Genomic DNA, 25,460 nt, shown 5'->3' with positions numbered 1-25,460 from the left:
ACACCCACCAACCCGCTCGTACGCCTTCAGGCGTGAGGATGGGCGGGCACATCTGTCCGAAACCGAGCATCTGTATTGAGGATCGGTGAAGCCGTGATCGGACCGGCGTCACTGCGACGGGTGACCGGCGCTCACCCGCGCCTGCTGGATGCCGCCCTCGCCACGCTCGTGGGCGGTACCGGCCTGCTGCCCCTGCTGGTCGGACGGTGGCCCGACGGCGTACGACCGTCGGGCGCTGACGCCGTCGCCGCGGTGGCCGCGTTCCTGCTTCTACTGGCCCGCCGCCGGGCACCGCTGCCCGTCCTGGCGCTGGCAGTGCTCGGGGAGGTGGCCTTCACCGTCCTCGCGTCGTATCCGTCGCGGGTGCTGAAGGTCGCCGTGTTGATCGCGGTCTACACCGTGGCCCGAACGGTCCGCCGGCGGATCGCCTTGGTCGCCGTCTCGGCCACGGCCCTCGCCCTGTACGCCGTCATCACCTATGCGTCGGAGTCGGCCGCCGGCCCGGAGGGTGGCGCCGCGTTCGCCTGGACCGGGATGTTCGCCGCCGTCGGAGGCACCGTACGCACCTGGCACGACTACGTCGCCGCGATGGAGGAGCGAGCGCTGCGGGCGGAGGCTAGCAAGGAAGCAGAGGCCCGCCGCCGGGTCGCCGAAGAGCGGCTGCGCATCGCGCGGGAACTCCACGACGTGATCGCCCACCACATCGCCCTGATCACCATTCAGGCAGGGGTCGCCGGTCACTTCCTGCGCGGCCGGCCGGATCAGGCCGAGGTGGCACTCGGTCACATCCGTGACGCCGGCCGCACGGTCCTGGACGAACTGGGCCCGCTACTGCACGTACTACGACAGTCCGGCGACGAGACGGACGAGACGCAGCCGACCGAGCCCGTGCCCGGCCTGTCCCGCCTCGGAGGGCTCCTCGAATCGCTGACCGCCGCCGGGCTGAGCGTCCGCCATCAGCAGGTCGGCCGCCCCCGCCCCCTGCCGACCGCCATCGACCTGGCCGCCTACCGCGTCATCCAGGAGGGCCTGACCAACGCACACAAGCACGGCGCGACCGCCGAGGCGGACCTGCTCGTCGACTACGGGCACGACGAACTGCGCATACGGATCACCAACCCCCTACACTCCGACCCGTACCCGGCGCCGGCCGCGATGGGCACCGGACACGGGCTGACGGGCATGCGCGAGCGCACCCACGCGGTCGGCGGCAGCCTCCATGCCGGATCGGACGCCGACGGTCGTTTTCGCCTCGCCGTGCATCTACCGCTGCCCGCAGCCGGACCACCGACCGACACCCGCACGTCGGATCGGTCCGGAACCGCCCCGCGCGCGACCGCCGTCAAGGGGAGACAGGGATGACCATCCGCGTTCTGCTCGCCGACGACCAGACCCTCGTCCGCACCAGCTTCCGCATGATCATCGAGTCGGATCCGGACCTGGAGGTCGTCGGAGAGGCCGCGACGGGCGAAGAAGCGGTCGGACTGGCCCGCAGCACCCGTGCCGACGTCGTGCTGATGGACATCCGGATGCCCAACATGGACGGCCTCGCCGCCACGCGCGCCATCTCGGCGGACGAAGACCTCGCGGGCGTACGGGTGCTGATCCTGACGACCTTCGAAGCCGACGAGTACGTCTTCGAGGCGCTGCGTGCCGGGGCCAGCGGGTTCCTCGGAAAGGGCGTGGAGCTCTCCGACCTCCTCGACGCCATCCGGCTGGTCGCCCGTGGAGAGGCGCTGCTGTCACCCAGGGCGACCAAGGCACTCATCGCCCACTACCTCTCGTCCCCCGACAGGACGAGCACTCCGGCCCCGGCGCTGACGACCCTGACCGAACGCGAGCGCCAAGTGCTCGTCCTCGTGGCCGCCGGCCTCTCCAACGACGCCATCGCCGAACAGCTCCACATCTCGCCCTCGACCGCCAAGACCCACGTGAACCGCATCATGACCAAACTCGGCGTCCGCGACCGCGCCCAACTCGTCGTGATCGCCTACCAGACCGGCTACGCCCACCCCGGCGCATGACCGACCGCACCCCACTCGGTGCACCGGGTGCCTGTCGGGTGCCGGACGGCGGGCGCAACACCGCCGGTGCGAATGTGGTCAGGGCGCACCCACGAGGCGATCCAGCTGCGGCGCCAGAACCGGGGCAAGCGCCTCGGCGTACGCCTCTGAGAGGTGGCTGTCGTCGCGGTAGACGGCGGTGTCGGCGACGACTACGGGGCAGATGCCGGTGCGGGGGGCGCAGAGCCAGGGGGTGGGGTCGATGACTGTGGCGGCCGTTGTGGATGCGGCGGTGCGGATGGCCGCACGGCGGGTCGCGTCGCGGGTCGCGCCCGGCAAGTGGTTCGCGCAGGCGCGTAGTTGCAGGGAGTTCCTGGCAGCGCAGTCGATCGGGTCCCCCTTGGGCCACGGGGTGTCGAGCAGGGCGGCGACCCGGGCGCCTGAGGTGCCCAGGTCGCGGAAGGTGTTCTCGAAGCCGGTGGTCCACTGGTGGAGGGGGTCGGCGGCGGGGCGGGCCGGGTCGCCGGCGTCCGAGGAGGAGACGACGACCAGGGCGGGGCGCAGGGTCCTGATCCTTGCCATGGCGTCGGAGCGCCAGGTGTCGCAGGCGGTGTACGGCTTGTGGCCGCTGATGATGGTCACGTCGGCGACCTTGCAGGAGGCCTTCGTCAACGAGACCAGCTTCCAGCCGCGTGCGGTCGCGAGCCGTTGCAGGGCCGGGAACCACTGGGCCGCGTGGGAGTCGCCGAAGAGGACGACCGTACGGGAGGATGACCGGTCGCCGTAGACGCAGGGCCGGGTGCGGGTGGCGGCGTAGTCGACGTGGCAGCCGTCCCGGTAGACCGCGGAGCGGGAGGACTTCACCTTCGGCAGGGGCGGGGCGAGGTTGCTCGGCAGGGCGGTGGGAGACGACGTCAGGAGTTCGGTGAGACGTGCCTGCGAGGCCGGTGTGCGGGAGAGAGCCTGCGCCAGCGCGGGCGCGGGGTCGCCCACCTCGATCGTCGACGGGACCGCCGTCGCCGTCAGGGACAGCGCCGAGACGCCCGCGGACAGCGCGGCCCCGAGGGCCAGAGCACGGCGGGAGCGCCCGCGGAAGGCCCGGTGGAAGCGGACCGGGTTCTCGACGAGACGGAAAGTCAGCCACGCCAGGCCCAGCGCCGCCGCGGACAGCCCGAGCGCGAGTGGCACTTCGGCGGTGCCGTCGGCGCGGCCCAGCGCCGCCGGGGCTATGACCAGCAGCGGCCAGTGCCACAGGTACCAGCCGTACGAGAGTCCGCCGAGCCACACCAGTGGCCGCCACCCCAGCAGCCGGCCCGCGCCGTGCGGGGTGGGCGCGCAGCCGCCGGCCAGCACGAGCGCGGTGCCGACGACCGGCAGGAGGGCGTGGTAGCCGGGAAAGGGCGTCTCGTCGTCGTACCAGACCGCTGCCAGCGTGACGCAGGCCAGGCCGAGCCAGGTCAGCGGGGCCGCGAGGGCGGCGGGCAGTCGTTCCAGCCGGCCGGTGGCGAGTGCCAGGAGCGCACCGGCGCCCAGTTCCCAGGCCCGGGTGAGGGAGCCGAAGTACGCCCAGGGCGCCGAGGAGTTCGTCATGAGAACGCCCGCCGCGAACGACCCCAGGCACAGTACTGCGAGCGGCACCGCGACCAGTCGGCGCCGGCCGCGGGCGACCCGCCAGGTGAGCAGCAGGAGCAGCGGCCACACCAGGTAGAACTGCTCCTCCACGGCGAGCGACCAGAAGTGCTGGAACGGCGACGGCGGGCTGTTCTGGGCGAGGTAGTCCGTACCGGCCGCCGCCAGCCGGAAGTTGAGCGCGTACAGCGCGCCGGCGAGGGCGTCGCCCGCGTACTCGGCGAGCCGCGCCTTCGACAGGAAGAGCCACGCCCCGCCCAGCGTGACGGCGAGGACCAGGGACGACGCGGGAAGCAGCCGCAGTGCCCGGCGGGCGTAGAAGGAAGGGACCGACCCCCAGCCGGTGGTGGCGAGTTCGCGCAGCAGCAGCGACGTGATGAGGAAGCCGGAAATCACGAAGAAGACGTCGACACCGATGTAACCGCCGCTGACCTGGGACACGCCGGCGTGTGAGAGCACCACCAGCCCGACGGCCACCGCACGCAGCCCCTGGATGTCGAGCCGCAGGGCGTGGCCTTGGGGCGGTGCGGATCTGCCGCTCGCCGGGACGGTACGTATCTCGGCGGACGTGATGCTCGGCATCAGGGGGTGACTCCTCGGGGCGACTGGCATGCTTCGGCCAAGAAGACCTGTCCGGCCGCCACACGGGGTTCCGCTGTCATCGCCCCAACTTCGCCTCAGCCGCGAAGTTCAACCGCGCGAAACCACCGGTTCACCGTCATTCAGCCCGGTGAGCCTCTCGAACACTCCCGAGAACCACCTCTGCCTCGGATCTCCCCCCGAACAAGGGATCAGGGCCCCTTGGCAGCTCGAGGTCGCGTAACCGATCCGAGCACCAACGGGCCCTGTTGCCGCTGCGCCGAGCGCCCTGCTACATGTTGATCATGTGGCCTGCGAGGCCGTGGACGGCTTCCTTGACCGCCTCGCCCAGGGTGGGGTGGGCATGGACGTTTCGGGCGACCTCGTGGACCGTGAGGTCCCACTGCTGGGCCAGGGTCAGTTCGGGGAGGAGTTCGGTGACGTCGGGGCCGATGAGGTGGCCGCCGAGGAGCTCGCCGTACTTGGCGTCGCTGATCAGCTTCACGAAGCCGCTCGCGTCGCCCAGGCCGTGGGCCTTGGCGTTCGCGGTGAACGGGAACTTCGCCACCTGGACGTCGAAACCCTTCTCCCTCGCCTGCGCCTCGGTGTAGCCGAAGCTGGCGATCTGCGGCTGGCAGAAGGTGGCGCGCGGGATCATCACGTAGTCGAGCTCCATGGTCTCCGCGTCCGCGATCGTCTCGGCGGCGACCACGCCCATCGCCTCGGCGGCATGCGCGAGCATCAGCTTCGCGGTGACGTCGCCGATGGCGTAGATGTGCGGGACGGAGGTGCGGCAGCGGCCGTCGACGTCGATCGCGCCGCGCTCGGTGACGCGCACGCCGGTCTTCTCCAGGCCGTAACCGGTGACGTTCGGCGCGAAGCCGATCGCCTGCAGGACCTTGTCGGCCTCCAGGACCTGCTGGGCGCCGTCCTTGCCGGTGACCGTGACACGGACCTGCGGGCCGGACTCGTCGATGGACTCGACGCGGGTCGAGGTGAGCACGTCGATGCCCAACCTCCGGTACTGCTTGGCCAGTTCGGCGGACACCTCGGCGTCCTCCAGCGGGGCGATCCGGTCCAGGAACTCGACGACGGTGACCTTCACGCCGTAGTTGTGCAGCACGTAGGCGAACTCGACGCCGATGGCCCCGGCACCGGCGATCACGATCGACTGCGGCAGGTCCTCGGCGAGGATCTGCTCCTCGAACGTCACCACGCGCGACGTACGGCGGGTGCCGGGCAGCAGCTTGGGGCTCGCCCCGGCGGCGATGACGCAGTGGTCGAAGCCGATGGTGCGGGTGTTGCCGTCGTAGTCGGCCACCTGGAGCGTGTGCGGGTCGAGGAACGTGCCGCGACCGCTGATTTCCGTGATCTTGTTCTTCTTCATCAGGTAGTGGACGCCCTTGACCCGGCCGTCCGCGACCTTCCGGCTGCGGCGGAAGGCCTCCCCGTAGTCGAAGGAGACCTCACCCTCGACCTTGATGCCGAAGGTCTTCGCCTCGCGCGTGAAGATGTGCGCGAGCTCGGCGTTGCGCAGCAGGGCCTTGGTGGGGATACAGCCCACGTTCAGGCAGACTCCGCCCCAGTACTTCTCCTCGACGACCGCGACGCGCTTGCCCAACTGGGCGGCCCGGATGGCGGCTACGTATCCGCCGGGTCCCGCGCCGAGTACGACGACGTCGAAGCGCTCACCCTGCTCGTCCATGGACGGCTTCCTTTCCACTGGGGGCGGCCGGCTCCCGCGAGGGGCCGGCCTTCTCCCGATCGAACAACCTGTTCATCAACTCGACAGCGGCGGCATCCGCCACCGCCCGCCGCAGGGAAGCCGGTGGAGAACGAGGGAGGCCATATGGTTCACCACGTCGGCAACGGTTCCCCGGACATCCGCTTCAGCGCCCCGGCGCCGTGATCTATGCCCGCTCAGCCATCATCGACGGCGGGCCGACGCCCCGTCGACTTCGTGTACTCCGGCCTCGGCGCCACCGAGCCTGAGGGTATCGAGGCCGAAGGCGGGGACCGGGCCGTGCGCACCGGGCTCGCGGACGGCATCCGGCCGTGCCGCGTGGGCGGCGCCCCACGCCAGGAGGGGATCCCGTCCTCTCGTACGGATCGGGTCCGGTGAGGGCCGTCGCGGTCCGGGGCCGGCCTTGGCCGTCGCGGGCGACTGCGATCACCAGGGAACGGCCATCGGGGTCGGCTCGCGCTGCGATCCCGTAAGCCGCTCGGACCACCGCGGCCGGAACGCCCGCACGTTCGCCGAGCGCAGCACGGGTGCCTGGATGTGGCGGCCGACGGCATCAGCGCCCGGTCGACGTGAACCGGAGTCCGGCGGCCGACGTCGGCGCATGGCGACCCGCTTCGGCCGCCTCGGCCGCCATGGCCTGTCGCTACCGTGCCGCCTCGTCCTCGATGTCGCGGACCAGCTCGATGGCCCGGCCCAAGGGTGGCGAGTCGGGCAGCGCTTGCGCGCACCGATCCCTCTGTTAGGATTACGTTCGTACTTTAATAACCTCAGCTCAACACCCCACTTCACCAGGAACCTCCATGGACCTCTCCACCAGCAACGCCCTTGTCACCGGAGCCAATCGGGGCTTCGGCCGGGCGCTCGCCGCCGAACTGCTCGGCCGTGGCGCCACCGTCTACGCCGGCGCCCGCAACCCCGACCAGGTCGACCTGCCGGGCGTCAGGCCGATCGCGCTCGACATCACCGACCCCGCCTCCGTCGCGGCCGCTGCAGAGGCCACCGGCGACGTGACGATCCTGGTCAACAACGCGGGGTCATCCACCGGCGCCGACCTGCTGGCCGCCGACCTGGACGACGTCCGCCTGGAGATGGACACCCACTACTTCGGCACCCTCTCGGTGGCCCGCGCCTTCGCACCCCAGATCGCGGCCAACGGCGGCGGGACGATCCTGAACATCCTGTCCGGCCTGTCCTGGGTCAGCTTCCCGGAATTCGGCGCCTACTGCGCCGCCAAGTCCGCGCAGTGGTCGCTCACCAACGCCCTGCGCCTCCAACTCGCCGACCAGGGCATCCGCGTGGCCGGCCTGCACGTCGGCTACATGGACACCGACATGGTCCGGGCCGTCGACGCGGCCAAGTCCGACCCCGCCGACATCGCGCGGATCGCCATCGACGGCATCGCCGCCGGCGCCTACGAGATCCTCGCGGACAACGCCGCCCGCCAGGCGCAGGCCGCGCTGGCAGGAGGCGTTTCAGCGCTTTACCCGCAGCTCCCCTGAGAGCCGACCGGCCAGGAATCCGCACCGAGCCCGGTGGATGCCGGTGCTCGCTGTCGCACCCATGCCGTCGCCCGCCGGCGGTCGCGACCTGAAGCCCGGACCGAGGGGCGGCCCAGCCGGTTACGGCGGGGCCGCCCCTCAGCCTGTCGTGCCATCCAGGGTCGTTCGCCGTGCGGGATCGTCACAATCACACCGTGGTCGAGGGCCCCTCGGACAGCGCGCCCCTTGGGCCGAGGCTCGACGGCTGAGGGCACCGCCTCCGTCACCGTGGAGAGCTCACCGGCTCGTCCGACCGGCCAGGAAGGGCTTCAGATGCGCCAACAGCGCCTCCGGTTGCTCCTCCGGGATGAAGTGGCCGCACTCCGGGATCTCGGCACCGGTCACGTCGTCCGCGTAGCCACGCCAGATCTCCAGTGTCGGCAGGCGGGCAGGAAGCCCCGCGGAACCCCACAGCGCCAGCAGCGGCATGGTGAGGCGGCGGCCTTCGGCGGCGTCGATGTCGTCGAGCGCGGTGTCCTCCTCCATGGCGCGGTAGTCGTCGAGGCTCGCACGCAGGGCGCCCGGGCGGGAGAACGCGCGGACGTAGCCGTCGACCGCGTCGGCTGTGAGTCCGTGGCGGTTGTAGGTCCACCGCTCGAAGAAGTACTCGAGATACCCGCGGATGTCGTGCCCCACCAAGCGCTCGGGAAGATCGGGCTGCATGTGGAACAGCCAGTGCCAGTACCCGGAGGCGAGCGAGGCGTCCAAGCGGCGGAACATCTCCCGGGTGGGAACGATGTCGAGCACGGCCAGCCGCTCCACCTGGTCCGGGCGGTCCAACGCCCAGCGGTGCCCCACGCGAGCGCCACGGTCGTGGCCCACGACCGTGGCCCGCTCGAAGCCGAGCGCCTCGACGAGACCTGCCATGTCGGCGGCCATACGCCGCTTGTCGTAACCAGTGGTGGGCTTGTCGCTCAGGCCGTATCCGCGCAGGTCCGGCGCCACAACGGTGTGGTCGGCGGCGAGATCCGCCAGTACCGGCCGCCAGCAGTCGCAGGTCTGCGGCCAGCCGTGGAGGAGGACAAGCAGAGGTCCGGACCCGGCTCGGACGTAGTGCAGGCGGACCCCGTCCACCTGCGTCACTCCGGTCGTCACTGTCGGCTGTCCCATGGATGAGCCTTCCTGACACGAGCTAACCGTCTTAGACGGTTAAGCTAACGGGCAGAATGGAGACGTGGCAACGGACGACATGTGGATCTGGGATGGCGGACGGGTCTGCCTGGACTTCGCCAACACCCTCCGAAGCCGGTGGAGAACCACTCCGGAGGAGACACTCCGGGGACCGGACGACCTGATGGGCTGGCTCCGGGAGGCCCTTCTGCTCGCACCGGGGACCACCGATTCCGCCACGGCAGCCGTTCTCATGTCCGCCCGACAGCTGCGCGAGACCGTCGACCGGGCCGTACTGGCAGTCGCCGACGGCGGACTGCCCACATCCGGCGACGTGACGCTGCTCAACCGATCGGCAGCTGCGGCCCCCAGACCCGCCCTGCAACTCGCCATCACCCACGACCGCCTGGAGCCCGCCGGCACCACGACCCTCGCCGCTGACCCCACACTCGCGCTGGCGCTCATCGCCCAGGACGCCGTCGACCTGCTTCTGTCCGCCGAGATCCGGCGCGTACGCGTCTGCGGAGCGGACCGCTGCGCACTGCGCTTCCTGGACCGCTCCCCGGCCCGCAACCGTCGCTGGTGCTCCATGTCCCGCTGCGGAAACCGCACGAAGGTCCGCCTCCATCAGGCGCGTACACGACAGAGCGGCCGGATTACGGAAAGCTGACGGAGGAGTCCTCAGCTCACTCGGGCGACCTCATACGAAAGGCCGGGCCGGGGACGCTCTCGATGTCCTTTGCCTGTACCGGGTGGCCTCGTTCGCAGCGAATCCGGACGTCGACGTGCGCGCCGCACTCGCGGTGTCGCGCCAGTACCGCCGGCCCTTCCGGGTCCGCGCGGTAACGGTCACCCCACTGCAGCAGCCCCATCACGGCGGGCACCAGATCCATGCCCTTGGAGGTGATCACATACTTCGGCCGACTCCGCGAACCGGGCTCCTTGTACGTCTCGGTCGCCAGGATCCCTTCCTCCACGAGCATCCGCAGCCGCGTCGCCAGAAGGTTACGAGGACAACCCAGGACACGTTCGAAGTCACTGAACCGGGACGAGCCGTACCACACCTCACGCAGGATGAGGATCGTCCACTTCTCGCCCACGATCTCCAGGGTCCGCGCGATCGAGCAGTTGGATGTGTCCCGGTCGAGTCGGGGGTCCATGCCGGTGTCCTGGAGAACTTCGGTCCACGTATCCATGGGGGCGATTCTAACCGAGCTTGAGTTTACTTTTAGAACTCAGCAATAGGTGCCATCGTCTGCCAGTCGACCCGACTGCGCACGAGAGGCATCAAGCCTCCCCGCACGTCACCGCGTCGACTGCGGCGCACCTCACAACGCGACGGGAGGAAGCCTGTGGCGCGCCACAGATGGAGCGCACCGGAGGGGCAGGCGCGGCCGACACCGGGGCAGAGCACGGGGCCGCCGCCTGCGAGTTGAGGCGAGACGTGGTCGAAGTGCTCGCGCCGCCGACCGGCGCCGTGCCCACCACGAAACATGGCGCGCACCAGAGGAAGGATCCCCTTGCGGCCCACCGGCCGGCCGCTTAGGATGATGAACGTAATTTAATTCGCGGGAGCCTGGTGCCGGTCACACCGGCATCGATGACGCGAGGCAAGGCCACTCCGAAAGCGCTACCCCCGAGGCGAGCGTCGGGCACTTCCCCAGCGTGCCTGACGGCGCGCTCGTCACCGGGGCCGCTGCCCCTCTGTCGACAGCCATATCGAAGCAGAAGGGCACGCGAAGGCCGGCAAGGTCGTCGTCGGATGCCGCGACGAACCCGCTTCCCTCTGGTCCTCCAGCAACGAGAACGCCCCGACACCCACCTCCGAGAAAGACCTGGACATGAGCGCACCGCGAAATTCCCCGTCCCCCTCCCGATCGTCGTACGAGAACGCGCCAACCCGCTCCGTGTCCGTTGACGGCGTGGACTTCGTCTATCGGCAGCTCGGCCCCGATGACGGCGTGCCGCTGATCCTCCTGATCCACCTGGCCGGAAACCTGGACAACTGGGATCCGCGCGTCGTCGACGGACTCGCCGCACGACGTCGGGTGATCACCTTCGGGAACCGCGGGGTGGGCGGGTCGGGCGGCTCCACGCCGGACACGATCGAAGGGATGGCCCACGACGCGGTGCGGTTCATCCGCGCCCTTGGCTTCGACCAGGTCGATCTGTTCGGTCTGTCGATGGGCGGCTTCATCGCGCAGGTCGTCGCGGAAGAAGAACCGCGCCTCGTCCGCAAGGTCGTCCTCGCGGGCACGGGCCCCGCCGGCGGCCATGGCATCGACAAGGTTCCGGCTCTTGCCATCCAGGCCACGATCAAGGGCGCCCTGACCCGCCAGGACCCGAAGCTCTCCCTCTTCTTCACCGACACCGCAGGCGGCCGAAGGGCAGGACGAGCCTTCCTGCGACGACTGAAGGAGCGCACGGACAACCGCGACAAGGACATCTCACCGCCGTCGCTCCGTGCCCAATTGAAGGCCGTCAAGCGGTGGGGCCGCCAGTCACCGTCAAACCTGTCGGCCGTGCGCCAACCCGTCCTCGTGGCAAACGGTGACAACGACCGGATGGTGCCCAGCCAGAACACACTCGACCTGGCCGCTCGTCTGCCCATGAGCGCACTTGTCCCCCTCTACCCCGATTCCGGCCACGGGGCAATCTTCCAGCACCACGAGGATTTCGTCGCAAGGGCGCTGGGGTTCCTCGACTCCTGAGCTTGAGCGGATGCCGTGGGAGCGGGCCTCGCATTCGCCGTACTGACACCGCCCAGAGACACGATGGGCTGCGCGTGATACGTCCAGCGTGTTGCCGTCACCGTCCGATAGCATGGCATGAATTCCAACTTTCGACGGGATCACGCCATGGCATCCATGCACCGAGTCGTCGTTCTGGCCGTGGACGGTGTGTACCCCTTCGAACTGGGCATTCCCAGCCGGGTCTTCGAGGCGGCGGACGGCCGCTACGAGGTTCTCACCTGCAGCGTCGACGGCCGCCCGGTACGCACCAACTCCGACTTCTCGATCACCGTCGAGCACGGCCCGGAGGCGCTGCGCACCGCCGACACCGTCGTCATCCCGCCCTTCGTCACCACCGCCGTCACGAAGGAAGTACCGCAAGCCGTGGTCCAGGCGATCGCCTCCGTGACCCCAGGCACCCGCCTCGTATCAATCTGCACCGGCGCCTTCGTCCTCGCCGCAGCCGGCCTCCTCGACGGCAGGCCGGCCACCACCCACTGGGTCGTCGCCGACCTCTTCCGCGCATGCTTCCCTCAGGTCGCACTGGACCCCGACGTCCTCTTCATCGACGACGGAGATGTGCTGACCTCGGCCGGTGCCGCCTCCGGGCTCGACGTCTGCCTGCACATCATCCGCAAGGACCACGGCAGTGAAGTCGCCAACCAGGTGGCCCGCATGTGCGTCGTGCCCCCGTGGCGCGACGGAGGACAGGCGCAGTACATCCAGCACCCGGTGCCCGAGGCCACGGCCAGCGGAACGGCCACCGCCCGCCAGTGGGCCCTGGAGAACCTCCACGAGCCCATGACGCTCACGGACCTCGCCGAGCACTCCCACATGAGCCTGCGCACCTTCGCCCGCCGCTTCACCGAAGAGGTGGGCATGAGCCCGGGACGCTGGCTGATCCAGCAGCGCGTCGACCGGGCACGACACCTCTTGGAAACCACCGACCTGCCGGTGGACGAGATCGCCGGCCAAGTCGGCTTCGCCGGCGGCACATCGCTACGTGAACACCTGCATGCCGCCATCGGCGTCTCACCGCTCACCTACCGGCGCACCTTCCGCGGCGCCCTGTCCCCCACACACTGAGCGCCACCGCACCTACCGCTCCGCGAACGCGGTGATGAACCGGCGCACCGCCACGGCCGGGGGAACGGCCTTCGCCACACACCACGCGCCCGCCCATGCCACAGGACGCCCGTCAGCCCTGCCGGGACACCGCTCGACCTCACACCAGCCCGACCGGCGGACACTTCTCGTCGATGCCCTGGGCCCGCCGTAGGCACGACGCGCCCCGGAGCCGAGGGTCTACTTGCCATCCATCGACCGGCCCCTTAGTATTACGATCGTAATTTCATTGGGTTCGGGACCTACGCCGACCACACCGGCCGCCGACGGCATCCGTGACGCAAGGCAGGCCACCCCCGAAGCCCTGCCGACCGAGGTGAACGTCGGGCACCGCATCCAGCGCGCCTCACGCGCCCTCACCGCCGAGGAAAACAGCACCCCGTCCGCTTGCGGGCAAGATACGGAGAGAACGATGAGGGCATTCCTGGTCGAGCGCTACGGCAACAAGGCCGGCCTGCGGGCCGGCGAGGCGCCGGACCCCCAGGTGGGCGCGGACGACGTCCTGATCCAGATCTACGCAGCGAGCGTCAACCCGCTCGATCTCAAGACCCTGGACGGGGAATTCAAGGCGATCCTGCCGTACCGGGTTCCTTTCGTCCTGGGCAACGACCTGGCTGGGGTGGTGGTCGAGGTGGGCGCGGCCGTCACGCGGTTCGCGGTGGGCGACGAGGTATACGCGCGGCCCGACAAGGACCGCATCGGCACGTTCGCCGAACTCATCGCGGTGCACCAGGACGACGTGGCGACCAAGCCGGCCATGCTGACCATGGAGGAGGCCGCGTCCCTCCCCCTGGTCGCCCTGACCGCGTGGCAGGTGCTGGTCGAACGAGCGCACATTCAGCCGGGCCAGAAGGTGCTCATCCATGGGGGCTCCGGCGGCCTGGGCACCATCGCCATCCAGCTGGCGAAGCAGTTGGGGGCGCATGTGGCCACCACCGCGAGCACGGCCAACGTCGAGCTGGTGAAGCGTCTGGGCGCGGACATCGTCGTCGACTACAAGAAGCAGGCGTTCGAGACGGTGCTGCACGATTACGACGTCGTCCTGGACTCGATCGGCGGCGAGACGCTCAAGAAGTCCCTGGACGTGCTCAAGCCCGGCGGAAATCTCATCAGTGTCGCGGGCCCTCCCGACGCCGCTGTCGCCCGTGAGCTTGGGGCGAATCCGGTCATCCGACTGGTGATGTCCGCGCTGAGTTTCCGGATCCGACGCCGCGCCCGACGCCGTCAGGTGACGTACTCGTTCCTGTTCATGAAGGCCAGCGGGGACCAGTTGCGCGAGCTCACCCGCCTGATCGACGCCGGCAAGATCCACCCCGTCGTCGACACGGTCTTCCCGTTCGAGTCGACCCGAGAGGCGCTGGAGTACGCCGAGAACGGGCGCGCGAAGGCCGGCAAGGTCGTCGTCAAGATTGCGTGAGGGAACAGTTCTCTCCGGGCGGCCAAGTTCCTCCACGGCCTGATCAACATCACCGCGATGGATCTCGGGTCTGAAGTCCCTGCCTGATGTGCGACGTTGGCGAGGCTGTGGGCTAACTCTCCCTCGTGCGGGACGAGTTGGCGGGCCGACCGCAGCTCACCGGGGAAGCAGCCGCCCAGGAATCCACACCGGCCCATCGTTGCCGATGCTCGGTGCCCCACGTCCGCGCCGGCCGTCGGCCCGTCCCGTCGTCACGCCTCCGCACGGTGCGCCGCACCGTTACCACGGCCGGGTCTTCGACAAGCGATCCCCAAGCCAACAAGGCGGCCGGCTGACGCCCGCCCCAACAGACCACACCTCTCAGGCACACCGGCACAAAGGAGAGCCACGTCATGTGTACCTATCTGGCAGACAAGGCCGAGGACCTGTCCGTGGAAGGCGCTTCCACAACGTTCACCTACCGGCGGATGGGGCCACGGGGCGGCGTCCCCCTGGTCCTGGTGAACCGCTTCCGCGGGACCATCGACTGGTGGGACCCGGAGTTCCTGGACCTCCTGGCCGCCGACCACGACGTGATCCTCTTCGACAACATCGGGATCGGCTACACGACCGGCGAACCGCGCGACTCCATCGAAGGATTCGCCGACGGCGCCATCGAATTCATCGAGGCCCTCGGCCTGGCGCAGGCCGACCTGCTCGGATGGTCCATGGGCGGTTTCGTGGCCCAGCACGTGGCGCTGCGGCGGCCCGACCTCGTCCGCAAGCTGGTCGTGGCGGGCAGCGGTCCGGGCCCGGTGCCCGAGCTGCCGCCGTTGTCCGAGAAGGTGCAGGGCATCATGGCCAAGCCCGACGCCGACGTGGACGACATGCTCTACCTGTTCTACCCCGAGACCGACGCGGCCCGCGCCGCCGGGGTCGAGCACCTCACCAAGGTCTCGACACGACTGGCCGCCGGGGGCCCTGCGGTGTCCGAGACAGCGGCGATGCGCCAACGCGAGGCGATCGTCAAGTTCATGGCGGTTCCGTTCGAGCAGGTACGGGCGAACCTGGAGACCATCAAGCAGCCCGTCCTGTACGCCAACGGCGTCCACGACGTGATGGTCCCCGCCCTGGCCTCCTACGTCGCCGTCCAGCATCTCGACTCGGCCACCCTGGTCCTTTACAGCGACGCCGGCCACGCCTTCCTGTTCCAGCACGTCAAGGCCTTCACGACCGAAGTGGCCAACTTCCTCGCCGCCTGACCACGCCGACCGAAACGCCGGCGCCCCACTCGGGCGGCAGACCCCTGACACCGGATCAGGCGGCACCTCGTGACCATGCGAGGTGCCGCCTGATCCGAGTGGCGATCGTCACCGCCGGGCGTCCCCGGGCCGGGAGCCGATGCTGCCCCGGGGCGCCTCATGACCGGTACAGGCGGCGTGAACCTCAGCGGACGCCGGACCTCCGAGGGCCGGGTATGTGGCTCCTGTGACGACCCTCGCGCCAACCTGCTCCCTCGACCCTCAGCCGACCATCCCGTCCAGGAACGCCGGTGCACATCCAGGACGGAAGCGTGTAGGTACGCACGCGCGACATCACGGAGTGAACGGTGACGGAGACATCGAACAACGCATCGGTCGGCGTCACCGCCGAGCGATCCGATGCCGCGCGCAATCGCTCCCGGCTACTGGAAGCGGCCGCACAACTGATCGACGAACAGGGAGCCGAGAATGTGACGATGCGGGAGGTCGCCGAAGCGGCCCGCGTGGGAAAGGGCACGCTCTTTCGCCGGTTCGGCGACCGCAACGGCCTCCTGCTCGCTCTCCTCGACGAAGCCGAGGCGGAGTTCCAGGAGGCGCATACCGCAGGTCCTCCTCCCCTGGGGCCAGGAGCACCTGCGGGAGATCGTCTGGCGACGTCCGGCTGCGCCCTGCTCGAGCGCGTCGCCGCCGACGCGGACCCGGGCGCCGCGCTGGGACGCCAGGTGCCCTACGCACGCCGCAACGCCTCGGACACCGGCCGAGCCTTGCACTGTCACGTCTCAACTCTCCTGCGCGAAACGGGGGTTGACGCAGACCACGACATGCTCGCCCACGCCCTTCTCGCCTTCACGAGCTTCGAAGCGGCGGACCACCTGCGCAAGGAGCGGGGGGTGGACACCGCACGCCTGCAGGCCACCTGGGTGGACCTGGTACGGCGGCTGGCCCAACCCAAGGGACCATGACGGAGATCATCCCGATGTAAGAATCCGGGCATCGGCGAGCTGCCCGGGCAGTCGCGGAATACCGCCGGTCACCCCAGAGGGGCGGGCTTTGGGGCACCACACACCTCTTCGCTCACAGCGCCGGTACCGGGAAGAGCAGGGACGCCTTGGCGCCCGTTTCCCGTGCCGGCGCCGGGCTCATGGCCCGCACCGTGGTCCGGGTCCGGCCACCGGCGAAGACGAACACCCGCAGCACCAGGAAACGCCCGACACCGGCGAGCCCGGCGGCGGTGAGGTAGACGACCTGCTCGTAGAGCACTCCGGCCGACGGCTGCACGAGGTGCAGGACGAGCACCGCGGTGGAGGTCACCACGTAGGCGGCCGTGGCAGACCCCGCGGACTGCCAGTGCTGGCGCCATCCGGCATGCCCTGCCCCGAAGGTGAAGCGTGCGTGGAGTTCCGTACTGAGGAGAGTCGAGGCGACGGTGATCAGAGCATTCGCCACAGTCCAGGGCATCAGTCCGGCGAGCCCGGCCACGGCAGTGCTGGACGCGACCCCGACACCGCCGCCGAACAGGACGAAGCGGGTGAAGGAGGCGAGTGGGCCGGGGGTGCCCGGGTTCCGTCGCTCCGCGACCGTAGCGCTGTCCGTCCGTTCCGCACCCCGCGCCTCGTCCACTGCCGCCGGCATTGTCTTCGGCAAGACCAGCGACTTCATGGGAAGTCCCTTTCGAGAGAGTTGCTGGGCCTCTTTGGCCGGCGGGTTCGCAGGAGGCTGCGCCCACGCGCTCATCGAGTTTTTGCATTATGACCGTACGACAATAAGCAGGGAGCCGCCCCGTGGGCAAGGTCCTGGCCAGGTTTGGGATTATGACCGTACTCACATGAGTGGCGGGGAGCGGATTCACCTACCGGAAGGGATGCCACCCGGGTCGGTGGCCTCGCAGCAGCGGAGCGGTCGTCATGCCCTCTCCATCGATGCCTCTCCACGCGCAACCTGCGGCGGCCCGGGAACAGGGCTGCCGCCAGGCCGGGGAGACGCCGCTACCAACCGCTGCACGCAGCCCGCGTCATGCCCTCACCCAACTCTCTGCACCCGTCTGGCCGCCGCGGCATGAGCAGGCGGACACCTTCCCATCTCACGGCCCTGCCACGAACGGTCTCCTCATCCGGACGTCACGCCGCATGAGGGGCGGACGAGGCATGACTTGGCCGGGTCAGCTGACCCAACGCGAATCGGACGCCAGGTGGCGCCGGTCCTGACGGCGCTCTGGTGCGCCGGGCCCCCGACGCCCGAGCCTCCGAACGCACGGGTCCGGGCACCGGGAAGGTCGGTGTCAGATGGCGGCTTCAGAGGCGGCATCAGAGGCAAAACCGCAAATGCCCTGTTCTGGCGTCGCCGTGCCAGGCCTCCGTACGGGCCTCCTACCTGCTCCCGGGCAGCACCTCGGACTCGTTCACGGCAACCCGGTCCGCCGCCGCTTCGGCGGCATGGTGCTGTGCCACCTGGATGTGCCGCAGGCCGAACCAGGCGACCAGCGCTATCAGCGCGAAGGCCGCCCCGGCGAGGACGAAGCTGAGGGTGAACCGCGATTCGGCGGGCAGTGCCGGGGAGCCGGCGGGAAGGTGCCCGACGCTCTTGGAGGCCAGCACGGTGGTGATCACCGCGCTGCCGATGGCGCTGCCAGTGGAGCGGGAGATGGAGTTGATGCCGTTGGCGATGCCGCTCTCGCGCTGCGGCACGGCGGCCACGATGATCGCCGGCATGGCCGCGTAACCGAGACTGATGGCAGCGCCCACGAACGCGCCTGCCGCGATGACCGAGGGAGTGCGGCTGTGGTCCAGGGCGAGCCAGGCGAAGCCCGCCGTGCCGCTCGCCGAGGCCAGCACCAGGACCACCCGCGGACCGTGCCGGCGGACCAGTTGACCGCCGACCGGCGCGGCGAGCAGCGACACCACGGTGCTGGGGAGCAGGTACTCCACCGATGCGCGCAGCACACTCGCGTCGAAGCCGTATCCCGCGGCCCTCGACGGCATCTGGACCAGGTACGACACGCCGATGATGAGCACGAACGTGCCGTATCCGACCAGGAGCCCGGCGAGATTGGCGAAGAGCACCGGCCGGTGGGCGAACATCCGCATGTCGACCAGCGGTTGCGGCACCTGCCGCTCGACCAGCACCCATACGGCGCCCATGGCGGCGGCACCGGCGAAGCAGCCGATCGTACTCAGCGCGGACCAGCCCCACTCGTGTCCCTGGGTGATGGGCAGCAGAAACAGCACGAGAGTCGCGGCGAGGGTGAGGGTGCCGAGGATGTCGGTTCGGCCACCGGTGGTGCGGCGGCCGGCCGGCACCAGGGTCAGGACGGCGATGAGGACGATGACGGCGAGCCCGGTGGCCAGCCAGAACACGTTGCGATAGTCGGGGTGGGAACCGGCTGTGAGCAGACCGGCGGCGCTACCAGGGCGATGCCACTGCCGAAGGCGAACGCTCCACTGGCCGTCGCCAGCGCCGCCGGCAGCTTCTGCGGGCGGATCTCTTCGCGCAGGATGGAAAGAGAGAGGGGAAAGATCGCGGTGGCGGCACCTTGCAGCACCCGGCCGGTGATCAGCCACAGCAGGGAGTGCGTGGTGGCTGCCAGTACGGTGCCGGCGATCAGCACCAGCAGTACCCCGACGAGGGTGGGCTTTTTGCCGTGCTGGTCGCCGAAGCGGCCGAGCAGGGGTGTGAAGACGGCGGCGGACAGCAGGGTGGCGGTGGTGACCCAACTGGCGTTGGCGGCGGTGGTGTGCAGGCTGCTCTGGATCAGGCTGAGGATCGGCACCACCAGTGTCAGCATCATCGACACGATCATGGCGGCGAGGCTCAGCGCCAAGACGACGGCCTTCTCACTCCTGTGCCGCCCGGCGGGCGCGGCGTCGTGGACGGGGACACTGCCGATGCCGGTGCTCATGCGTTCGAAGTCCTTCGGATTGCGCCAGGGACGGCGGGTACGACGGTCACCAGGAAGGCTGCGGCATCGTACGGAACGCGCGGCTCGCCGCATCCGGCCGGGGCGCATTGATGCGTACGTGCGGTGGTATGACCGTCAGCCGAGGTCGCGGTCGGGGCGCCGCCCGGTGCGAGCCGTGAGCATGCCCGTCGCGGTTCAGGGCGAGGGGAAGGGAAAGAGCATGCAGCTGCTGGTGGCGTGGGCGAGCAGGCGGTCCGCCTCGTCGACCAACTCGGCCTGGGCGAGAGCGGTTTGGCGTCCCCTGCTGACGACCGTGCCGATGGCACGGACCTTGCCGGTGTCCACGGTGATCCGCCGGAGGAACTTCACGGTCAGATCAAGCGAGGTGTACGCCATGCCCTGCGGCAGGGTCGACTGGACTGCCCCACCGGCCGCCGAGTCGAGCAGGGTGGCGTAGACCCCTCCGTGCACACTGCCGATGGAGTTGTAGTGCTCCTCGCCCGGCACCAGCGAGAAGACCACGCGGCCCTCCTCCACTTCCTCGAGGGCGAAGTCCAGAGCGGCCACGATGGGCGGTGGGGGCAGGCGTCGCTCGAGCAGGTCACGCAGCACCTCCACGCCCGAGGTGCGGCCGGCGGTTGCTCCCACAATCGCGGGATCCTGCCACTCATACGTACGCGTCCGTCCCACGACCCTGCCTCTCTCCGTCTGAGTTCGAGAAATGAACCTAGCCACGCGTCATCTGACTGTCAATGATGAAGCCAGGACCTGCGATGGCGGGATGAAGGCTTGAGGTGAGCACGGACAGCTGTCCGTGCTCAGCGCACGCTCGACGTGGTGGGGGAGACAGGGACGCTGCTGATCCTGCGCGAGATCAGCAACGACTCCGCCGAACCACATCGGCCGAGCGCCGCCTCCCTCGGTCCGGCAGCGGCACCCGATCCGCTGTCGCCCACCCGCCCGCTCGAATCGTCAGCGGGAGGCAACCGAGGCCGTCGATGATCAAGAGTTTCGGTCCGGCGAGGAACCGCATCCGGGCCTTCCAGCAGCCGCGGCGGCACAGGAGGTGATACCCGGTGGCGTCGGCCGAGTCCCAGCCGGAGAGACCCTGCCGACGTCGGGCCGGCCCCCGAGAGCCGCAGCCTGGGGCCAAGGATGTGGTGCGTCAGACGCGCTGCCCGGCGTCCAGCAGGGCGAGGGCGTTGTTGATCCCCTGATCGAGGAGTTCGTTGGAGAGTTGGCTGTCGGTCAAGGCGCGGGAAAGCTGCAGCGTCCCGGCCATCAGGCCGAGGAGGCTGAGCGCCTTCACACGTGCCGAGGACGGGGCCTCGGGTGCCATGCGGGCGGCAATGCCGTCGATGAGGACCAGCACACCGTCGGTGTACGCCTGCCTGGTCGTGTCGGCGCAGCGCCCGATCTCGTCGAGCAGAGCGGCGTTGGGGCAGCCGTCGCCAGGGGTGTCGCGGTGCTGGGGCGACAGGTACCCCCGCACAATCTGCTCGAGTCCGGCACGGCCGGGCGCAGCCCGCGCGACGACAGCCTCGGCCTGCACCTTCAACTGGTCGGCGATTGCCGTGGTGACGAGGTCGTCCTTGGATTCGAAGTGAGCGTAGAAGGCCCCATTGGTCAGCCCCGCGTCCTTCATGAGCGTCGAGACCCCGGAGCCGTCGATCCCGTCTCGCTTGAACCGGCGGCCCGCCGTCTCGATGATCCGCCGCCTCGTCTCCGACTTGTGCTCTTTTCCGTACCGCACCACAGCACACGCTCCATCGCCGACCGGAAGGACCGGTTGCCCTTCACCGACTTCACCAGTCTATGGTATTGCGAACGTACTCCAAAGAGTGGGCAGCGGCGGCGGTCGGCCACCCTCGAAGACGGGCCCCCCACTTGCCCCCGGCAGCCACCTCGACATACGATTACGATCGTAATACTATTGGCGGTCGATGGCGTCCTGTCCGGCCCCGCCCATGACGACTGGTCATCGGACTCAGAAGCAGCTCGGCGAAGGATCCCCACCCAGCCGACCACGCCCATACGGCGACCGCCCCATCCGTGGCCGTCCGCCACCCATAACCCGAGGAATCACCCATGCTGAACGCCCTGTGGAACCCGACCGCCGTCGGAGAGATCGCCCTGCCGCACCGGCTGGCCATGGCTCCCCTGACCCGCAGCCGGGCGACCCCGGACGGCGTGCCGACCGAGCTGAACGCCGAGTACTACGCCCAGCGCGCCTCGCACGCCCTCATCATCACCGAGGGCACCCAGCCCAACGCCGACGGACAGGGCTACCCGGTGACCCCGGGCATCTACACCGACGAACACATCGCCGGCTGGCGCAAGGTCACCGACGCCGTGCACAAGGCCGACGGACGCATCGTCATCCAACTCATGCACGCCGGCCGCATCGCCCACCCCGGCAACACCCCCCACGGGCGACAGCCCGTCGCTCCCTCGGCGATCAAGCCGGCCGGCCTCACGTTCACCGCGTCCGGACCGCAGGAGATGCCGGAGCCGCGCGAGCTGTCCACCGAGGAGGTCGCCGCGACGGTCGACGACTTCCGTCGCGCCGCCGCGGCCGCCATCGCGGCCGGCGCCGACGGCGTCGAGATCCACGGCGCCAACGGCTACCTGATCAACCAGTTCCTCTTCCCCAGCGCCAACCAGCGCACCGACCAGTACGGCGGCTCCCTCGACAACCGCATCCGCTTCGCCGTCGAGGTCGCCACCGCCGTGGCCGACGAGATCGGCGCCGGCCGCACCGGCATCCGCATCTCCCCCGGCAACCCCTTCCAGCTCAACGACCTCACCGAGAGCGACCCCCACGAGCTCTACCCGCACCTCCTGAACGCCCTCACCCCCCTCGGCCTCGCCTACCTGCACATCGGCCACGGCGGCGACGAAGAACTCCTGCACACCCTGCGCAAGCTGTGGCCGAACACGCTGCTCCTCAACCGGGCCGGCACGGACATCCCCACCCGCGCCAAGGACATCGAGGACGGCCTGGCCGACGTCATCACCGTGGGCTCGATGGCCCTCGCCAACCCCGACCTGGTCGAGCGCGTACGCGCCAACGCCCCCCTCAACACCCCCGATCCCAACACCTTCTACGGCGGCGGCGCAGCCGGCTACACCGACTACCCCGTCCACGCCGCCTGAGCAGAGCAACCGGCGCCCGAGGGAAACGTCTCCCCCGGGCGCCCAGGCATGGCTGCGACACACCCCGGCCTCACAATCGACGAGGTGCCAAGGGGCAGCGGGCCGCCGCCGAGTGGAGTATCGATGCACTCCCTGTTGTCCGGCTGCCCCCACGGACCGAGGGCCCCGCCTGCGGAGTCACGCCCGAGGGGCGGGCACCGGGAAGAGCATGCAGCTGCTGGTGGCATGGGCGAGCAGTCGGTCCGTCGCGTCGACCAACTGGGCCTGGGCGAGGGCGGTTTGGCGGCCCTTGCTGACGACCGTGCCAATGGCGCGCACCCGTCCCGTGTCCACGGTGATCGGTCGCAGGAACTTCACGGTCAGGTCGAGCGAGGTGTACGCCATGCCCTGCGGGAGGGTGGACTGGACGGCGCAGCCCGCCGCCGAGTCGAGCAGGGTGGCGAAAACGCCGCCGTGGACGCTGCCGATCGGGTTGTAGTGCTCCTCGCCCGGCATCAGCGAGAAGACCGCCCTGCCGGGCTCCACCTCGTCCAGGTCGAAGTCGACGGTGGAGCTGATCGGCGCCCTCGGCAGCCGCCCCGCCTGCACCTCACGCAGGAAGTCGATGCCGGCCATGCGCCCGGCGGCCTCCGCCGAGATCGCGGGATCGTCCCAGTGATACGTACGCGTTCGCCCCACGGTCCAGCGCCCTTCCCTCTGCCTGTCGGCTGACTTTTTCAAGTGAAGCTAGACGTCGGTTCACCTGACTGTCAATGACGAAGGCAGGTCCCTTAGGATGGCGGGATGGAGTGGCTTGAGGCGAGCACGGAGAACTGCCCCGTCCAGCGCACGCTCGACGTGATCGGGGAGAAATGGACGCTGCTGATCCTGCGTGACGCCGTCAACGGCGTCCGCCGCTTCGACGACTTCCACCGCCACATCGGCCTGTCGGAGGCCGTCCTCAGCGACCGTCTCCGCAAGCTGACCTCGGCCGGCATCCTCAAGACCGTCCCCTACCGGGAGCCCGGCAGCCGCTCCCGTAACGAATACCGTCTGACCCGCAAGGGCTGGGACCTGTGGCCCGTCCTGATGGCGCTGAGCCAGTGGGGCGAGGCATACACCCTCGGTTCCGAGGGTCCGCTACTGGACGTCCGCCACACCGAGTGCGACGCCCCGGTCCGCGTCGTCGTCGAGTGCTCGGCGGAGCACTCGCCCCTCACTCCCCGTGAAGTCACCGCCCGGCTGGGAACAGGCGCCCGCCTCCGCTCGTGAGCCATCGACCTCAGGGTCGCGGGCCGGACAGCCGCGACATCAGCTGAGTGCCGTGCACTCCGCCGCCGTTGCCCCTCAGCGCACGATCGACTTCGGCGTGCCGCCGAACCCAACCCGATGGGCGCTCCGGCCGCAGGGTTCAGCGCCTTCGCCGTCGCCGGCACACTGGCCGCACCGATGAGCAGTGCCACGGTGAGCGTCACGCCACCGACGTCCCCTTGAACGCAGCGACGATCTCGTCGGCGGTCACGATGGCATGGGACACGGGAACGTGAGGACAGGAGCACAGCCCCAGGCGGGATACCGAAACCGCCCAACCTGACCTCCCTGGTTCTGTCGGTCCAGGCGGAGGGCGCTATCCCAAGGCAGGCTCTGCGGGGTCGGGTGCCTTGGCATGGCACGTCTTACATGCCCCAGGCGTTCGGTCGCCTCAGGCGCGAAGCGGCCGACGGGCTCAGGCCAGATCGCGTTTCATGATCTTGCCGGTGGGGGTCAGGGGCAGTTCGGCGACGAACTGGACGACGCGCGGGTACTTGTACGCGGCAAGCCGCTCCTTGGCCCAGGCGGCGAGTTCCTCCTCGGTCGCGCCGCTGCCGGCCTTCTTCACCACGACGGCCTTGACCTCCTGACCGTGGGATTCGTGCGGTACGCCGATGACGGCGACCAGTGAGACGGCGGGGTGCTCCATGAGCACTTCCTCGATCTCGCGCGGGTAGACGTTGAAGCCGCCGCGGATGATCATGTCTTTGGACCGGTCGACGATGTAGTAGAAGCCGTCCTCGTCCTTGCGGGCGAGGTCGCCGGAGCGGAACCAGCCCTCCCTGATCGCCTCGGCCGTCGCCTCGGGCCGTTTGTAGTAGCCCTTCATGACGTTGTGTCCCTTGATCGCGATCTCCCCGATCTCGTCGGGGCCACCCTCGATCTCGGACCAGTCGTCGCGGATCAGCTTCATCTCCACGCCCGGGATCGGCACGCCGATCGACCCGACTCGGGGCTCCTCTCCGAACCGGGAGAAGGAGGCCGTCGGAGAGGTCTCGGACAGCCCGTATCCCTCGAGGATCGTGACGCCGAAGCGGTCCTTGAACTGCTTGTGGATCTCGCCGGGCAGCGCCGAGCCACCAGCCACCGCCACGCGAAGATTCGCGGCCAGGCGGGCGACGTCGACCGTGGCGTCGAGAGCGGCGAGAAGACCCCAGTACATCGTCGGGACGCCGGCGAAGAACGTCACGTCGTGGTCGAGCATGAGACGCAGGGTCGCCCGCGCCTCGAACCTCGGCTGCATCACGATCGTGCCGCCGAAGGCGAGCGCGCCGTTCTGGATCACGGTCTGGCCGAAGGCATGGAACAGCGGCAACGCGCACAGGTACGTGTCGGGGCGCTCGGGGTCGGCGGCGAACAGGTCGACGCCGGCGAGCGCGTTGTCGTACACGTTGCGGTGACGCAGCTCCGCGCCCTTGGGCCGTCCGGTCGTGCCGGAGGTGTAGAGGACCACCGCGGTGTCGTCCTCGTCGCGCTCGACCGTCCGGAACGTCACCGGCTGCCCGGCGATTCCCGCTGCGTACGACTCCGGCGTACCGTCCCCGGCCCACGGCGCGCCAGCGCCCTCGATCAGGAAGAACTCGGTACAGCTCTCGGTGGCCCGGAATCCCTCCCACGCGGTCTGCCCGATCGGCAGCTCCGATGTGCCTTCGAACGCGAAGTACGCCTTCGCGTCGGAGTCGGTGAGGTGGTAGGCGACCTCGCCGGCCTTCAACAGCACGTTCAGCGGCACGACCGCCGCCCCGGCCTTGAGGATGCCGAAGTAGACGCTGGTGAAGTGGGGCAGGTTGGGGCAGGACAGTGCGACCTTGTCCCCCGGCCGGATACCGCGCGAGACGAGCAGGTTCGCGACCCGGTTGGCCGCGGCGTCGAGAGCTCTGTACGTGATGCGGTCGTCACCGAAGACGATCGCGGTGCGCTCCGGGTACCGGGACACGGAATCCGTCAGTATACGTGGCACGTTGCGGCTCGGGCTGTGCATCGTCGTTCTCCTGGTTCTCG

General features: G+C 69.5%; 22 protein-coding genes. 11 read left to right on the top strand and 11 right to left on the bottom strand.

Going from position 1 to position 25,460, the window contains the following annotated elements; all coding sequences use genetic code 11:
- Positions 1 to 120: 120 nt before the first annotated feature.
- Together JIX55_RS46605 and JIX55_RS46600 are read left to right on the top strand one after the other, a co-directional pair.
- Positions 121 to 1,362 carry a sensor histidine kinase gene (locus JIX55_RS46605; protein ID WP_257561851.1) on the top strand — a complete coding sequence of 414 codons (1,242 nt, stop codon included), beginning with the start codon at positions 121 to 123 and terminating at the stop codon, positions 1,360 to 1,362.
- Entirely contained in the window at positions 1,359 to 2,024 is a 666-nt protein-coding gene (locus JIX55_RS46600; protein WP_257561852.1) for a response regulator, read from the top strand. The genes JIX55_RS46605 and JIX55_RS46600 overlap by 4 nt, the downstream gene beginning before the upstream one ends.
- A gap of 78 nt (positions 2,025 to 2,102) precedes the next feature.
- Here JIX55_RS46600 and JIX55_RS46595 read toward each other — a convergent pair whose 3' ends face one another.
- Positions 2,103 to 4,214, bottom strand: coding sequence for an acyltransferase family protein (locus tag JIX55_RS46595; RefSeq protein WP_257561853.1), 2,112 nt, complete (start codon positions 4,212 to 4,214; stop codon positions 2,103 to 2,105).
- Between the two features lie 289 nt (positions 4,215 to 4,503).
- Complete coding sequence (gene lpdA / locus JIX55_RS46590) at positions 4,504 to 5,916, bottom strand: dihydrolipoyl dehydrogenase (RefSeq protein WP_257561854.1); 1,413 nt, start codon at positions 5,914 to 5,916, stop codon at positions 4,504 to 4,506.
- Between the two features lie 839 nt (positions 5,917 to 6,755).
- Here lpdA and JIX55_RS46585 point away from each other — a divergent pair.
- Positions 6,756 to 7,454: an SDR family oxidoreductase gene (locus JIX55_RS46585; protein ID WP_257561855.1), complete on the top strand. Its 699-nt coding sequence runs from the start codon at positions 6,756 to 6,758 to the stop codon at positions 7,452 to 7,454.
- Positions 7,455 to 7,730: 276 nt separating this feature from the next.
- Here JIX55_RS46585 and JIX55_RS46580 read toward each other — a convergent pair whose 3' ends face one another.
- A complete protein-coding gene (locus JIX55_RS46580; RefSeq protein WP_257561856.1) occupies positions 7,731 to 8,603 on the bottom strand; it encodes an alpha/beta fold hydrolase in 873 nt (290 codons plus the stop codon).
- Positions 8,604 to 8,667: 64 nt separating this feature from the next.
- On the opposite strand from JIX55_RS46580, the gene JIX55_RS46575 reads away from it, so the two are divergent.
- Positions 8,668 to 9,273: a CGNR zinc finger domain-containing protein gene (locus JIX55_RS46575; protein WP_257561857.1), complete on the top strand. Its 606-nt coding sequence runs from the start codon at positions 8,668 to 8,670 to the stop codon at positions 9,271 to 9,273.
- Between the two features lie 16 nt (positions 9,274 to 9,289).
- On the opposite strand, the gene JIX55_RS46570 is transcribed toward JIX55_RS46575, so the two are convergent.
- A complete protein-coding gene (locus JIX55_RS46570; RefSeq protein ID WP_306820107.1) occupies positions 9,290 to 9,763 on the bottom strand; it encodes a winged helix-turn-helix transcriptional regulator in 474 nt (157 codons plus the stop codon).
- 762 nt (positions 9,764 to 10,525) lie between these two features.
- On the opposite strand from JIX55_RS46570, the gene JIX55_RS46565 reads away from it, so the two are divergent.
- From JIX55_RS46565 to JIX55_RS46545, 5 genes are all read left to right on the top strand, one after another.
- Positions 10,526 to 11,314: an alpha/beta fold hydrolase gene (locus tag JIX55_RS46565; protein WP_257561859.1), complete on the top strand. Its 789-nt coding sequence runs from the start codon at positions 10,526 to 10,528 to the stop codon at positions 11,312 to 11,314.
- Positions 11,315 to 11,461: 147 nt separating this feature from the next.
- Positions 11,462 to 12,421, top strand: a complete 960-nt coding sequence (locus JIX55_RS46560; RefSeq protein ID WP_257561860.1) for a GlxA family transcriptional regulator — start codon at positions 11,462 to 11,464, stop codon at positions 12,419 to 12,421.
- A 451-nt stretch (positions 12,422 to 12,872) separates the two neighbouring features.
- Entirely contained in the window at positions 12,873 to 13,877 is a 1,005-nt protein-coding gene (locus JIX55_RS46555; RefSeq protein WP_257561861.1) for an NADP-dependent oxidoreductase, read from the top strand.
- Between the two features lie 392 nt (positions 13,878 to 14,269).
- Complete coding sequence (locus tag JIX55_RS46550) at positions 14,270 to 15,118, top strand: alpha/beta fold hydrolase (RefSeq protein ID WP_257561862.1); 849 nt, start codon at positions 14,270 to 14,272, stop codon at positions 15,116 to 15,118.
- Between the two features lie 347 nt (positions 15,119 to 15,465).
- Positions 15,466 to 16,080, top strand: a complete 615-nt coding sequence (locus JIX55_RS46545; RefSeq protein ID WP_257561863.1) for a TetR/AcrR family transcriptional regulator — start codon at positions 15,466 to 15,468, stop codon at positions 16,078 to 16,080.
- 112 nt (positions 16,081 to 16,192) lie between these two features.
- On the opposite strand, the gene JIX55_RS46540 is transcribed toward JIX55_RS46545, so the two are convergent.
- From JIX55_RS46540 to JIX55_RS46525, 5 genes are all read right to left on the bottom strand, one after another.
- On the bottom strand, positions 16,193 to 16,777 hold the full coding sequence (locus tag JIX55_RS46540; RefSeq protein WP_257561864.1) for a GtrA family protein: 585 nt from the start codon (positions 16,775 to 16,777) through the stop codon (positions 16,193 to 16,195).
- A 707-nt stretch (positions 16,778 to 17,484) separates the two neighbouring features.
- Entirely contained in the window at positions 17,485 to 18,471 is a 987-nt protein-coding gene (locus JIX55_RS51075; protein ID WP_306819980.1) for an MFS transporter, read from the bottom strand.
- Entirely contained in the window at positions 18,420 to 19,013 is a 594-nt protein-coding gene (locus tag JIX55_RS51070) for an MFS transporter (RefSeq protein WP_306819981.1), read from the bottom strand. The genes JIX55_RS51075 and JIX55_RS51070 overlap by 52 nt, the downstream gene beginning before the upstream one ends.
- Before the next feature lie 195 nt (positions 19,014 to 19,208).
- Entirely contained in the window at positions 19,209 to 19,703 is a 495-nt protein-coding gene (locus JIX55_RS46530) for a PaaI family thioesterase (protein WP_257561865.1), read from the bottom strand.
- A gap of 475 nt (positions 19,704 to 20,178) precedes the next feature.
- On the bottom strand, positions 20,179 to 20,769 hold the full coding sequence (locus JIX55_RS46525) for a TetR/AcrR family transcriptional regulator (protein WP_257561866.1): 591 nt from the start codon (positions 20,767 to 20,769) through the stop codon (positions 20,179 to 20,181).
- A 332-nt stretch (positions 20,770 to 21,101) separates the two neighbouring features.
- Here JIX55_RS46525 and JIX55_RS46520 point away from each other — a divergent pair, with 332 nt between their 5' ends.
- A complete protein-coding gene (locus tag JIX55_RS46520) occupies positions 21,102 to 22,169 on the top strand; it encodes an alkene reductase (RefSeq protein WP_257561867.1) in 1,068 nt (355 codons plus the stop codon).
- A 177-nt stretch (positions 22,170 to 22,346) separates the two neighbouring features.
- Here JIX55_RS46520 and JIX55_RS46515 read toward each other — a convergent pair whose 3' ends face one another.
- Positions 22,347 to 22,847, bottom strand: coding sequence for a PaaI family thioesterase (locus tag JIX55_RS46515; RefSeq protein ID WP_257561868.1), 501 nt, complete (start codon positions 22,845 to 22,847; stop codon positions 22,347 to 22,349).
- A gap of 105 nt (positions 22,848 to 22,952) precedes the next feature.
- Here JIX55_RS46515 and JIX55_RS46510 point away from each other — a divergent pair, with 105 nt between their 5' ends.
- Complete coding sequence (locus tag JIX55_RS46510) at positions 22,953 to 23,420, top strand: winged helix-turn-helix transcriptional regulator (protein ID WP_257561869.1); 468 nt, start codon at positions 22,953 to 22,955, stop codon at positions 23,418 to 23,420.
- A 454-nt stretch (positions 23,421 to 23,874) separates the two neighbouring features.
- On the opposite strand, the gene JIX55_RS46505 is transcribed toward JIX55_RS46510, so the two are convergent.
- A complete protein-coding gene (locus JIX55_RS46505; protein ID WP_306819982.1) occupies positions 23,875 to 25,395 on the bottom strand; it encodes a long-chain-fatty-acid--CoA ligase in 1,521 nt (506 codons plus the stop codon).
- Between the last annotated feature and the right edge of the window lie 65 nt (positions 25,396 to 25,460).

The organism is Streptomyces sp. DSM 40750 (genome assembly GCF_024612035.1).
Lineage (GTDB): Bacteria > Actinomycetota > Actinomycetes > Streptomycetales > Streptomycetaceae > Streptomyces.
The sequence above is the reverse complement of the archived record's forward strand: the minus strand, read 5'-3'. Positions and strand labels throughout refer to the sequence as shown.

Excerpts from the sequence above, each read along its gene's own strand:
- JIX55_RS46600 (WP_257561852.1), top strand. The coding sequence starts at position 1,359 with ATGACCATCCGCGTTCTGCTCGCCGACGACCAGACCCTCGTCCGCACC.
- JIX55_RS46595 (WP_257561853.1), bottom strand. The coding sequence starts at position 4,214 with ATGCCGAGCATCACGTCCGCCGAGATACGTACCGTCCCGGCGAGCGGC.
- lpdA (WP_257561854.1), bottom strand. The coding sequence starts at position 5,916 with ATGGACGAGCAGGGTGAGCGCTTCGACGTCGTCGTACTCGGCGCGGGA.
- JIX55_RS46585 (WP_257561855.1), top strand. The coding sequence starts at position 6,756 with ATGGACCTCTCCACCAGCAACGCCCTTGTCACCGGAGCCAATCGGGGC.
- JIX55_RS46580 (WP_257561856.1), bottom strand. The coding sequence starts at position 8,603 with ATGGGACAGCCGACAGTGACGACCGGAGTGACGCAGGTGGACGGGGTC.
- JIX55_RS46570 (WP_306820107.1), bottom strand. The coding sequence starts at position 9,763 with ATGGACCCCCGACTCGACCGGGACACATCCAACTGCTCGATCGCGCGG.
- JIX55_RS46560 (WP_257561860.1), top strand. The coding sequence starts at position 11,462 with ATGGCATCCATGCACCGAGTCGTCGTTCTGGCCGTGGACGGTGTGTAC.
- JIX55_RS46555 (WP_257561861.1), top strand. The coding sequence starts at position 12,873 with ATGAGGGCATTCCTGGTCGAGCGCTACGGCAACAAGGCCGGCCTGCGG.
- JIX55_RS46550 (WP_257561862.1), top strand. The coding sequence starts at position 14,270 with ATGTGTACCTATCTGGCAGACAAGGCCGAGGACCTGTCCGTGGAAGGC.
- JIX55_RS46540 (WP_257561864.1), bottom strand. The coding sequence starts at position 16,777 with ATGAAGTCGCTGGTCTTGCCGAAGACAATGCCGGCGGCAGTGGACGAG.
- JIX55_RS51070 (WP_306819981.1), bottom strand. The coding sequence starts at position 19,013 with ATGAGCACCGGCATCGGCAGTGTCCCCGTCCACGACGCCGCGCCCGCC.
- JIX55_RS46520 (WP_257561867.1), top strand. The coding sequence starts at position 21,102 with ATGCTGAACGCCCTGTGGAACCCGACCGCCGTCGGAGAGATCGCCCTG.
- JIX55_RS46510 (WP_257561869.1), top strand. The coding sequence starts at position 22,953 with ATGGAGTGGCTTGAGGCGAGCACGGAGAACTGCCCCGTCCAGCGCACG.